We start from the raw sequence: 12039 nt of genomic DNA, 5'->3' as shown, positions 1-12039 counted from the left end.
CGACGGAAACTGACTATTAGATTAAATACCGGGTTGACAGCCGCGAAATGAATCAGGTGAGCTTCGTTAAATTGGCAGTGGATAAGGTGTCAGGTGGTTCCAGCCGGAGGAGACATCAATCGATAATCCGGATCGATAAGCTTATAGGGGGTTAAGCTAAGCGCCGACAGGATGTCCTGTCGTGGGCCGTTAAGTTGCTAGGCGGATTATTGGCTGAGTCGCTCAGGCCGGTATTAGAGTGTAGCGGCAAAGGGAAAAAGGGAGCCGTCAGCCCGCAAAGTAAGGGGCATTCGAGGGGGGGGGATTACGTTGAGTGCGTGTGAATACGACTGGTCGCAAATGACGCGAAAGGTTCAAGCCTTGGTAGGATACCCCCTAATTGATGAGTAAGCGGGGAGGCTGAATGAAGGGCGGTGTAACAAGTTACATCGCGGTCGAATTTGTCATACGCTAAGAATGACAGCCGTCGATCGGTAAGGGCCAGGCCAATAATCAGTCATCGTGAGGTGTGGGAAATAATCGGTTGAGCAATAGTATAATTTTGATGACAGACTATGATTATGATATATACAATATTAACATAATATTTATTAATATAAATATTAAATTTTCATTCGTGGATTTATTGCAAAAACTTTGTGAGGTCGAATATATTTATGGTTTAATTTCTCTGTCTTGGAAGGGATTATCAAAGGTGAGAGGGGTTATAGTATGTCTAATATTTATATCATGCCTATTATACGCGCGATGTCGTATATTAACACTATATGTATTTCACCGGAGAATTGGGCGTCGGCGCCTGTGCAGATAATGGGGAGGTCGTGAGATGAAATGGCTGGATCATGAAGCAATTGAGCACATCAGTTACGGCGCCGCTATTCTTGCCAGCGGCGGTGGCGGCGATCCCTATATCGGCAAAATCATGGCTCAGCGGGCCATTGCCCAACACGGCCCCATCCAATTAGTGACACTAGACGAGCTTCAGCCTGAGGCATTGCTGCTGGCGACGGGCATGATAGGTTCGCCGACAATCATGATGGAAAAGTTACCGAGCGGACAGGAATCGCTGCTGGCCTGCCGGTATATCGCTGAGCATATGGGCTGCTCTTTATCTGCCATCTACCCGATCGAAACCGGCGGTATCAATTCACTATTGCCGCTGGCCTCGGCCTGTATTCTCGGGCTGCCGGTAGCGGATGTCGACGCCATGGGCCGGGCTTTTCCCGAATTTCAAATGACCACGTTTTATCTGGATGGCATCAATGCGTCGCCGTTCGCCGTCGTGGATGAAAATGCGAATGCCGCACTGTTCGAGGCACAAGACAGTCTCAAGGCAGAGAAGCTGGCCCGCGCCGTCGCGGTGAAAATGGGCGGCTCCGCCGCCTTTGCCGGTTATCCGGTGACGGTTGACCAAGCGCGCGTTTCGGGAATTACGGGCACGTTGAGGTTGATGTGGCGCATTGGCGTCGAGGTTCAGCAGGCGCGTGATGCCCGCCGCAACGTTATTGAAACCCTGACGACGCTTTTGCAAGGCATCGTGTTGTTTCGCGGGAAAGCCAACCGGGTCAACCAGCGTAGTGAGGGCGGTTTCAACTACGGTACTGCCTGTTTTGTCGGCGTTGATGACGATAAGGGCAGCCGCTTTGACGTACTTTTTCAAAATGAATATCTCTTGGCGCGGCGAGAGGACCAGGCGCTGTGTATGACGCCGGACTTGATTATTCTTCTTGATGAAGAAACGGGGTTGCCGATTCTGGGCGAGAGGCTTTGTTACGGGATGCGTGTGGTGGCGCTCGGCGTTCCCGCTAATGAAAAATGGCGTACGCCGCGGGGAATTGAGGTGTGCGGGCCGAGGTATTTTCACTATCTGGATGACTATACGCCGGTCGAAACGCTGGCGGCCCGCTGCAGTGAGGAGCGCGTATGAGTTGGTCGTTGGGAATTGATGTCGGCGGCACCCATACGGATGCGGTGTTGCTTGATGCGCAGCAAAGAATTATCGCTCATAGCAAACAGCCGACCAGCGCTGATGTCATGCAGGGGATTGATCAGGCGATCGCGGCTGTGTTGGCGCAGGTTGAAGTGGATCGCGGCGCCATACGCCGGGCAATGCTCGGCACCACGCAGTGCACTAATGCTATTGTTGAACATAAAGGCTTGCAGCCGGTGGCGCATTTCCGTCTCGGCGCGCCGGCCTCGCTGGCGGTGCCGCCGTTAACCGATATGCCGGCCGATTTTCGCGCGCGTCTGCCGGTACGGCTCTTTACCCTTGCCGGCGGCTATCAATATAACGGCGAGAAATTATCGGCGTTGGATGAACAGGCCGTACGCCGGCAACTGTTGGCGGTAAGGGGGCAGGTTCGTGCCGTCTCGGTATGCGGTATATTTTCGCCCGTCGTCGCCGAGCAGGAGCAGCGGGTTGCAGCCCTGGCGCGGGAGATACTGGGGGTGAAAACACCGGTGTCCCTGTCATCTGAAATCGGTTCCATCGGTCTCCTGGAGCGGGAAAATGCCACTGTGCTTAACGCGGTGCTAAGTGGAGTGGTGCATACCCTTACCGATGGTTTTCGCCAGACGCTGGCGCGGCAGGGAATTATTGCCGAGCTGTTTTTCGGTCAAAATGACGGTACTCTGATGCCGCTGCATCAGGCGCAGATGTTCCCGATCCTGACTATCGCCTCCGGTCCGACGAATAGCCTGCGGGGCGCAGCCAGACTCTCCAATTTACAAGAGGCCCTGGTGGTCGATGTGGGCGGCACGACTACCGACGTTGGTGCTTTGTGCGGGGGATTTCCCCGGCAATCTGCCATGGCGGCTGAGATAGGCGGAGTGCGTACTAACTTCCGCATGCCGGATATTGCGTCTATCGGCCTTGGCGGCGGATCGGTGGTAACCGTTAACGCCGACGGTGCTATCAGCGTCGGACCCGAGAGCGTGGGTTATGACTTACCGCAGCGGGCGCTGGTGTTTGGCGGTGATGCCCTGACGGTCACCGATATCGCGGTGGCCCGTGGCTGGGCGGACATTGGCGATGCCGCTCTGGTTGCCCATCTGTGTCCTGCAATGGTAACCCGGGCGGCGGAACATTATGTGGCCATGGTTGAAAAATGCCTCGCGCGTATGAATACCAGCCAGAATGATATGCCGGTTATTCTGGTGGGCGGCGGCGCGGCATTACTTCCCATGCACCTCAAAGGCGCTTCTGAAGTCATACGCCCGCCCTACGCTGGCGTCGCCAACGCCACCGGTGTCGCCATTGCTCAGGTCAGCGGCAGCGTAGACACCATTATTTTACCCGGCGATGAATCTCTGGAGTCCTGCCTGCAGCGGGCGGAACATCAGGCACGGGAGGCGGCTATTGCCGCCGGGGCGCTGCCTGATACGGTGGCCGTTATTGAGCTGGATTCGTTGCCGCTGGGGTATATGCCCGCAAATGCGGTCAGGATCCGGGCTCGGGCGGTGGGGACGCTCGCGCCGGAGGGCTAGTCGGCGTCCGCTGACCGGGAGAATTCGTGGCGAATATGGCTAAACAGTGGTTAAAAACGCTAAGTATTAACATCCTGTGGCTGGGCCTAGTTAGTGAAATCAGTGGGTTAGCCGCATTGCAACCTGGCGTGCTTCTTGTATTAACTGATGAGAGCCATTATCACCGCCGCGGTGGGCGCTACCCTGCCATTTGCCATTGAGGAGTCCTTCATGCTGGAAATTTTCTTCGTCGTCAGGTTTTTTCTGATGCTGGTATTGAACGGTATTTCCGTGCTGGTGGCCCTGGGTCTGGCGTGTGCTGAAGAAACCGGCGCCGCCGCGCTCGCGGTTTGATTCCCGCCTGCGCTGCTGACCCAGTGAGCTAGCGATGCAAAAATGGGGAGTGGATCACAGCTTGGAGTTTTCCTGCCCCGGATGATATTTTTTTCTTATGGCGGCTGCTAGGATAAACGCGTTTAGGCTCATTGATTTCATCATTACCGGATAACAATAGCGGTAGTTAGCTGCATGGTCCAGTAATTTCTGCTCTGCCCCTACATTTTTACAGTGTGTAGTGCTATAGCGGTCTGTGACGGGCTTCCTTCGGGAAGCCCATTGTTTATTCAGCAGAAAATCATAGCGGCGATAGGTGTCGGCCCGCGGTCCCGGCGGCGCTTTTCCTCATAGGATCAGCAGCAGCGACCCATTGGTCTGCCGGTTCTCCAGCGCCTGATGCGCCTGCTGTACTTCAGACAGAGCGAATTTTTGCTCTGCCGGCACGTCGACTTTGATCACCCCTCTGGCTATCATGCTGAACAATTCATCGGCGGCGTGTTTCAGGCTGGCGCCATCGGTGATATAGCCATTGATCGACGGACGCGTGACGAACAGCGAGCCCTTTTGATTCAATATCCCCAAGTTCACCCCGGTGACCGGTCCCGAAGAGTTGCCAAAACTGACCATTAATCCGCGGCGGCGCAGGCAGTCGAGAGAGGCTTCCCAAGTGTGTTTGCCCACTGAATCGTACACTACGTTCACTTTATTTTCATCGGTCAGGGTTGCGACGTGTTCAGGCACATTTTCCTCGCGGTAATTAATTGTTTCCCAGGAGCCGGCCTGTTTTGCCAACGCCGCCGGCGGCCGCATGAAACAGGAAAATCTCGTTCGGCTTGATTTCATAGATTTGGCGCAGCAAATAAAACACCGTCAGGCCTTTTAAAAATGCGGCGGCCGCCTGTTCAAAGGAGATAGCGTTAGGTAATTGGGCCAGTTTATCCGCCGGCACATTGTGCACGGTGGCATAGGCGCCCTGTGGGGATTGGGAGTAGACCACCCGGTCGCCGGGCTGAAGATGTTCTACGCCGGGGCCGAGTTTGCTCACCACGCCAGCCGCCTCGGTTCCAAGACCAGAGGGCAGCGATGGCGTGGGGTAAAGGCCGGAACGGACATAGGTGTCGATATAATTGATAGCGATGGCTTTATTTTCTACCTGCACCTCGCCCGGACCGGGATCCGACGGCGTGAAATCCACATACTCCATAACTTCCGGTCCGCCGTGGGCGGCAAACTGTATACGCTTAGCCATCACTCTTCCTCCTGTTGAGATATCTTTAATAACCATAAGCCCTGCGGCGTGGTTTGCAAAGCGCATAGGATCTCGACACGAGAGAGGATACAATGCGCCTTTATTCGAGGACTTCTAGATAGGTAAAGTACTCTTTCATGTCAGAAAAAAAGCCGTCTAACAAAGCAAATTTTACCCGCGACCGCCAGGTTGAAGGTCTGAAGATGCCGCCCCATTCGCTGGAAGCGGAGCAGTCGGTGCTGGGCGGTTTGATGTTGGATAACGAACGCTGGGACAATGTCGCCGAACGAGTAACCGGCAACGATTTCTTTAATCGTCCTCACCGCCTTATCTTCGGCGAGATGCAGCGTCTGTTGGAGCTGAACAAGCCTATTGACCTGATCACGCTTTCGGAATCCCTGGAGCAAAAAGGGGAGCTGGACGCGGTCGGCGGGTTTGCTTATCTGGCGGAGCTATCGAAAAATACTCCTAGCGCCGCCAACATTTCCGCTTATGCCGATATCGTGCGCGAACGGGCCGTAGTACGAGAAATGATAAGCGTCGCCCATGAGATCGCGGATGCCGGTTACGATCCTCAGGGACGCAGCAGCGAGGATCTGCTGGATCTGGCGGAGTCGCGGGTGTTCCAGATAGCTGAGAATCGCGCCAGTAAGGATGAAGGTCCGAAAAGCATCGACCGTATTCTTGAGGATACGGTGGCGCGCATCGAACAGCTTTACCAGAAGCCGCACGACGGCGTGACCGGCGTGTCCAGCGGTTATCTCGATCTGGATAAAAAGACCGCCGGACTGCAAAAGTCGGATTTGATCATCGTGGCCGCCCGCCCCTCCATGGGGAAAACCACCTTTGCTATGAACCTGTGTGAAAACGCCGCTATGACCGAGGCCAAACCGGTGCTGATCTTCAGCCTGGAGATGCCCGGCGAACAGATCATGATGCGTATGCTGGCGTCGCTGTCGCGCGTCGATCAAACCCGGATTCGTACCGGTCAGCTTGACGATGAGGACTGGGCACGGATATCCAGCACCATGGGGATTCTGCTGGAAAAGCGCAATATGTACATCGATGACTCATCGGGCCTGACCCCGACAGAAGTGCGTTCCCGCGCGCGACGGGTATTCTGCGAACATGATGGCCTGAGTCTGATTATGATCGACTATCTGCAACTGATGCGGGTGCCATCGTTGTCCGACAACCGCACGCTGGAAATCGCCGAAATCTCCCGTTCGCTGAAGGCGCTGGCTAAAGAGCTGCAGGTGCCGGTGGTGGCGTTATCGCAGCTAAACCGCAGCCTGGAACAACGCGCCGACAAGCGCCCTGTCAACTCCGACCTGCGCGAGTCCGGCTCTATCGAGCAGGACGCCGATCTAATTATGTTTATCTACCGTGATGAGGTCTATCACGAGAATAGCGACATGAAAGGTATCGCTGAAATTATTCTTGGCAAGCAGCGAAACGGCCCGATTGGCACCGTGCGGCTGACCTTCAACGGACAGTGGTCACGATTCGATAATTATGCTGGTCCGCAATATGACGATGAGTGATTGCACCCGATGCGCTATTTTCCTATAGTGCTTCCATTTTTGACGCTTTTTGTTAACTTATTCGCCCTTCAAATCTCTTTATTTGATGTTGTGATGAAGTGGGTGCACTTTTGCACCCGTAAATCCAGGAGAGCTGCACCGTGTTCCGAAATGTTGATGCTTATGCGGGAGATCCTATCCTTACGCTGATGGAAACCTATAAACAGGATCCGCGACCTGACAGGGTCAATTTAAGCATCGGCCTTTATTATAATGAACAGGCGATCATTCCCCAACTGCAGGCCGTCGCCGAGGCGCAAGCCATGCTGCTCGCCCGGGCGACGTCAAGTTCGTCGTCCTATCTGCCGATAGAAGGCTTGTCAACCTACCGCAGCGCCACCCAGGCGTTGCTATTTGGTGAAGATCATCCGATGCGCAATGCGTTGCGTATCGCCACGATTCAGACCGTGGGCGGGTCAGGGGCGTTGAAAGTCGGGGCGGATTTTCTCAAATGTTATTTCCCGGATTCGCAGGTCTGGGTCAGCGACCCGACCTGGGAAAACCATGTGGCGATTTTTTCCGGCGCCGGATTCCAAGTGAACCGGTACCCTTATTTCGATGATGAGAAGCTGGGTGTTAACTTCAGCGCGATGCTGGCCTGTTTCCAGCAATTGCCGCCGCGCAGCATTGTGTTGCTGCATCAGTGTTGCCATAACCCGACCGGCTCGGACCTGACACGTTCCGAATGGGAGCAGATTATCGCGGTGGTGGCAGAAAGGCAGCTCATCCCCTTTCTGGATATCGCCTACCAGGGGTTTGGCGACGGGTTGGAGGAAGACGCCTTTGCGGTGCGCGAAATGGCGCGGCTGGGCCTGCCTTGCATGGTAACTCATTCTTTATCAAAGATTTTCTCTCTTTATAGTGAACGTGTGGGAGAGCTATCGATAGTTTGCGATAGCGCGAGCGAAGCCGAGCGGGTGCTGAGTCAGCTGAAGGCGACCGTGCGCCGCAACTATTCCAGTCCGCCAAACTTTGGCGCTCAGGTTGTGGCGCAAGTTCTGAACGAACCGGCGTTGAATACCCTGTGGCGTGAGGAAGTCGCGGCAATGCGCCAGCGTATTCTGGCAATGCGCCATAGCCTGGTGGCGGCATTGAAAGTCGCGCTGCCGGACCATCAATTCGATTATCTCCTGCGTCAGCGCGGCATGTTCAGCTACACCGGTCTCAGCCCGGCGCAGGTGGCGGATTTGCGCGATACCTTCGGCGTGTATTTAATCGACAGTGGCCGGATGTGTCTGGCCGGCCTGAATACCGCCAATGTCGCTAAAGTGGCCGAGGCCTTCGCGGCAGTGCAGTAATCGCCCTGCCGTGACCGGTTTTCACCTGTTCCCGCGTTGCCACTATACTAAGTGATCAACAAAGGAGCAGGATTACGTGGCACCAACAGACCCTGAAAGCCCGCCGTGCACGTGCAGCTTTCATTTGGTCACGGATGAAATCGTTTCTCAACTGACGTCGCTAAGCGCAGTCCGCACCGGGTTGCTGCATTTATTGCTGCAGCATACTTCCGCATCTTTGACGCTCAATGAAAATTGCGATCCCACCGTCAGAACCGATATGGAAAACCATTTTTTACGTCAGGTTCCGGAATCGGCCCCCTATCTGCACGATGATGAAGGGGCGGATGATATGCCGGCGCATATCAAATCTTCTCTGCTTGGCAGCTCACTGTTATTGCCCGTCGGGCATGGCACGCTGTTGTTGGGTACCTGGAAAGGTATTTGGCTGGACGAACATCGTAACCGTGGCGGCCGCCGCCGTATTGTCTCCACTTTACAGGGAGAATAATTCATGGACCAATCGACGCTATTGAGTTACTGCATGACAAAACCGGGCGCTGTGCAGAGCGTTCGTCAAGAGTGGCAGGCTAACCAGGTGAAAGTCGGGGAAGTGATGTTTGCCATGACTCATACCGTGGACGGCAGACCGGCGGTGTCATTGAAAAGCAGCGCCGAAATGGCTGAGGTATTACGCAGCGCGTTTGCTGCGGGGCGGTATCGGGCGAACGGCTGAATAAAGCCCATTGGAGCACGTTGTTTCTCGATGGTGATATCCCCGATTCCCAGTTGTATCAACTGGTAGACGCTTCCTGGCAATGGGCGGTGGCCGGTCTGCCTGAAGCGACGCGTCAGACGCTGAATATCTGAGGGGCGGTGTCTGACGGCAGAGGGATGCAGACGCGCAATGGCGTCCGGGCGCCGAGAGTTGAGTAATGGTCTGGCAGCGTCATGCCGGCGTCGCGTCAGCGTCTGGTGGCACATCAGTGCCGATAAGGCTGGCGAGTGCCCGCAGCGTCTCGCCATGAAGTGTGCCGCACTCTGACCTGCCAGCTTTCCTATGCTTTTTGTAGCGCGCGTTCCAGGATCGGCCGCAGGAAGCGCGCGGTATGGGAAGCTTTGCAGGCCGCCACCGTTTCCGGCGTGCCGGCGACCAGAATTTCGCCGCCGCCGTTACCGCCTTCCGGGCCGAGATCGACGATCCAATCCGCGGTTTTGATGACATCCAGATTATGTTCAATGACCACGATGGTATTGCCCTGATCCCGCAGCTGATGTAGCACAGCCAGCAATTGCTGAATATCGGCGAAATGCAGACCGGTCGTCGGTTCGTCGAGGATATACAGCGTTTGCCCGTTGCCGCGTTTGGACAGCTCCCGCGCCAGTTTCACCCGCTGCGCCTCACCCCCGGACAGCGTGGTGGCGGACTGGCCCAAACGGATGTAGGATAGTCCGACATCTATCAGCGTTTGCAGCTTACGCGCCAGGGCGGGAACGGCGTCGAAAAACTCGCGCGCTTCCTCGATGGTCATCTCCAGCACCTGATGGATATTCTTGCCTTTATATTTCACTTCCAGCGTTTCACGGTTATAGCGTTGGCCCTTACAGTGATCGCAGGGGACATAGATATCCGGCAAAAAATGCATTTCCACCTTGATGACGCCATCGCCCTGACAAGCCTCGCAACGTCCGCCGCGTACGTTGAAGCTAAAACGGCCCGGCGTATAACCGCGGGCGCGGGATTCCGGCACGCCGGCGAACAGCTCGCGTACCGGCGTAAAAACGCCGGTGTAAGTCGCGGGATTGGAACGCGGCGTCCGGCCGATCGGACTCTGGTCGATATCGATGACCTTATCGAAATGCTCCAGGCCCTGCACATCGCGATAGGGCGCCACTTCGGTAGTGGTGGCGCCGTTAAGCTGGCGCTGCGCCACCGGGAAGAGTGTGTCGTTAATCAGCGTCGATTTGCCCGAGCCGGAAACGCCGGTGATACAGGTAAACAGCCCCACCGGCAGGGTCAGTGTCACGTCCTTGAGATTATTACCGCGCGCGCCGACCAGCTTCAACACCCGTGTGGGATACGCCGGAATACGCGCCTGCGGAATGGCTATTTCCTGCTTGCCGCTGAGGAACTGGCCGGTGAGCGACGCCGGGTGAGCCATGATTTCCTCGGCGGTACCTTCGGCTACTACCTCACCGCCGTGGACGCCGGCGCCAGGACCGATATCGATAATGTGATCGGCGGCGCGGATGGCGTCTTCGTCATGCTCTACCACGATGACCGTATTGCCCAAATCGCGCAAATGTATCAGCGTTTCCAGTAACCGCTCGTTATCGCGCTGGTGCAAACCAATGGACGGCTCATCCAGCACATACATGACCCCGACCAGACCGGCGCCGATCTGGCTGGCTAAACGGATACGCTGCGCCTCGCCGCCGGACAAGGTTTCCGCCGAGCGGGACAAGGAGAGGTAATTCAGCCCGACGTTGACCAAAAATTTGAGCCGGTCGCGAATCTCTTTGAGCACTTTTTCCGCAATCTTGGCGCGCTGACCGCTCAGTTTCATGTCGTCGAAAAACGACAGCGCGTGGCCGATGCCCATTTCGGAAATCTCCGGCAGGGTGGTGTGCTCCACGAAGACGTGGCGGGCTTCACGCCGAAGACGGGTGCCGCCGCAATGGGTGCAGGGACGGTTGCTGATATATTTGGCTAGCTCTTCGCGCACCGCGGTGGATTCGGTTTCCTTATAGCGGCGCTCCATGTTCGGCAGCACCCCCTCAAACGGATGACGGCGCACCGAGGTGTCACCTCGATCGTTGATATACTTGAATTCGATATTTTCCTTGCCGGACCCGAACAGAATTTTTTGCTGCACCGTCGGACTCAGCGCGTGGAACGGCGCCTCGACGTCGAATTTATAGTGCTCGGCCAGCGAGCGCAGCATTTGGAAATAGTAGAAATTACGGCGATCCCAACCGCGAATGGCGCCGCCGGCGAGGGATATATCCTGATTTTGCAACACCCGGTCGGGATCGAAGTACTGCTGCACGCCGAGGCCGTCGCAGGTGGGGCAGGCGCCGGCCGGATTGTTAAAGGAAAAAAGCCGGGGCTCCAGCTCGGGCATACTGTAGCCGCAAACGGGGCAGGCAAAGTTGGCGGAAAACAGCAACTCTTCCGCTTTCTCGTCATCCATATCTGCCACCACCGCGGTGCCGCCCGAGAGGCCGAGAGCGGTTTCAAAGGATTCTGCCAGGCGTTGCGCAAGATCCTCGCGCACTTTGAAACGATCAACAACCACTTCAATGGTATGCTTTTTTTGCAGCTCGAGTTTCGGCGGATCCGACAGATCGCAGACCTCCCCGTCGATACGCGCCCGGATATAGCCCTGCGCCGCCAGGTTTTCCAGCGTTTTGCTGTGCTCCCCTTTGCGCTCTTTAACAATGGGTGCCAGCAGCATAAGCCGCTTGCCCTCCGGCTGCGACAGCACATTGTCTACCATCTGGCTAACGGTCTGCGCCGCCAGCGGCACATCATGATCCGGACAGCGCGGCTTGCCGACGCGGGCGAACAGAAGACGGAGATAATCGTGGATTTCGGTTATCGTTCCCACCGTTGAACGCGGATTATGGGACGTGGATTTTTGTTCAATCGAAATGGCGGGCGACAGCCCTTCGATATGATCAACATCCGGTTTTTCCATCAACGACAGAAACTGCCGGGCATAGGCGGAAAGCGATTCAACATAGCGACGCTGGCCCTCGGCATAGAGCGTATCGAACGCCAGCGATGATTTTCCGGAGCCTGATAGGCCGGTAATGACTATCAATTTATCGCGGGGTATTACTAGGCTGATGTTTTTCAGGTTATGGGTACGAGCACCACGAACTTCAATCTTATCCATTCAACTAATCCCAACACCGGATGAACGAGGGTGGCCTGCGCGATTGACAAAACCGCTGCGGCGCGAAATGGTCAATTATGGCACAAAAAAATCTGAATGAATATCCAGTATTGATTGTAACAAACAATTCTGCTTCACAGGCTTTCTTGATGGACAGTCCAAGTTTCAAAACATGTTCTTTAAGCGTTGGCAATGGTAAACTTGAGCGATTAAACTTAGTCATTCAT

Annotated in this window: 6 protein-coding genes and 3 pseudogenes; 7 read left to right on the top strand and 2 right to left on the bottom strand. The window is 55.6% G+C overall.

Annotated features, from left to right (window positions below; translation table 11 throughout):
* Positions 1-826: 826 nt before the first annotated feature.
* From SGP1_RS19700 to SGP1_RS19690, 3 genes are all read left to right on the top strand, one after another.
* Positions 827-1927 (top strand): DUF917 domain-containing protein, encoded by a 1101-nt coding sequence (locus SGP1_RS19700; RefSeq protein WP_011411946.1) that lies wholly within the window; start codon positions 827-829, stop codon positions 1925-1927.
* Positions 1924-3486 carry a hydantoinase/oxoprolinase family protein gene (locus SGP1_RS19695; RefSeq protein ID WP_011411945.1) on the top strand — a complete coding sequence of 521 codons (1563 nt, stop codon included), beginning with the start codon at positions 1924-1926 and terminating at the stop codon, positions 3484-3486. Before SGP1_RS19700 ends, SGP1_RS19695 begins: the two co-directional genes overlap by 4 nt.
* A 147-nt stretch (positions 3487-3633) precedes the next feature.
* Positions 3634-3819 (top strand): hypothetical protein, encoded by a 186-nt coding sequence (locus tag SGP1_RS19690; protein WP_041867235.1) that lies wholly within the window; start codon positions 3634-3636, stop codon positions 3817-3819.
* A gap of 327 nt (positions 3820-4146) precedes the next feature.
* Here the strand turns inward: SGP1_RS19690 and SGP1_RS19685 are convergent.
* Positions 4147-5050 (bottom strand): annotated as a pseudogene (locus SGP1_RS19685) (alcohol dehydrogenase catalytic domain-containing protein).
* 137 nt (positions 5051-5187) lie between these two features.
* Here SGP1_RS19685 and dnaB point away from each other — a divergent pair.
* The 4 genes and pseudogenes from dnaB to SGP1_RS19665 all read left to right on the top strand — a co-directional run bounded on the left by dnaB (position 5188) and on the right by SGP1_RS19665 (position 8780).
* The gene (dnaB, locus tag SGP1_RS19680) at positions 5188-6594 is read left to right on the top strand and encodes a replicative DNA helicase (protein WP_011411944.1); all 1407 of its coding nucleotides are present in this window, start codon (positions 5188-5190) and stop codon (positions 6592-6594) included.
* A 140-nt stretch (positions 6595-6734) separates the two neighbouring features.
* The gene (locus SGP1_RS19675; protein WP_011411943.1) at positions 6735-7931 is read left to right on the top strand and encodes an amino acid aminotransferase; all 1197 of its coding nucleotides are present in this window, start codon (positions 6735-6737) and stop codon (positions 7929-7931) included.
* A 71-nt stretch (positions 7932-8002) separates the two neighbouring features.
* Positions 8003-8421 (top strand): annotated as a pseudogene (locus tag SGP1_RS19670) (secondary thiamine-phosphate synthase enzyme YjbQ).
* A 3-nt stretch (positions 8422-8424) separates the two neighbouring features.
* Positions 8425-8780 (top strand): annotated as a pseudogene (locus SGP1_RS19665) (MmcQ/YjbR family DNA-binding protein).
* A 188-nt stretch (positions 8781-8968) separates the two neighbouring features.
* Here SGP1_RS19665 and uvrA read toward each other — a convergent pair.
* Positions 8969-11812, bottom strand: coding sequence for an excinuclease ABC subunit UvrA (gene uvrA / locus SGP1_RS19660; RefSeq protein WP_011411941.1), 2844 nt, complete (start codon positions 11810-11812; stop codon positions 8969-8971).
* Positions 11813-12039 lie beyond the last annotated feature (227 nt).

This window comes from Sodalis glossinidius str. 'morsitans', from assembly GCF_000010085.1.
In the GTDB taxonomy this organism is placed as follows: domain Bacteria; phylum Pseudomonadota; class Gammaproteobacteria; order Enterobacterales; family Enterobacteriaceae; genus Sodalis; species Sodalis glossinidius.
Note: the sequence above shows the minus strand (reverse complement) of the source record. Positions and strands in the feature narration are given on the sequence as shown.

Bases quoted from the DNA above. Each gene is read 5' to 3' on its own strand.
- SGP1_RS19700 (WP_011411946.1), top strand. From the start codon at position 827: ATGAAATGGCTGGATCATGAAGCAATTGAGCACATCAGTTACGGCGCC.
- SGP1_RS19695 (WP_011411945.1), top strand. From the start codon at position 1,924: ATGAGTTGGTCGTTGGGAATTGATGTCGGCGGCACCCATACGGATGCG.
- dnaB (WP_011411944.1), top strand. From the start codon at position 5,188: ATGTCAGAAAAAAAGCCGTCTAACAAAGCAAATTTTACCCGCGACCGC.
- uvrA (WP_011411941.1), bottom strand. From the start codon at position 11,812: ATGGATAAGATTGAAGTTCGTGGTGCTCGTACCCATAACCTGAAAAAC.
- SGP1_RS19690 (WP_041867235.1), top strand. From the start codon at position 3,634: ATGAGAGCCATTATCACCGCCGCGGTGGGCGCTACCCTGCCATTTGCC.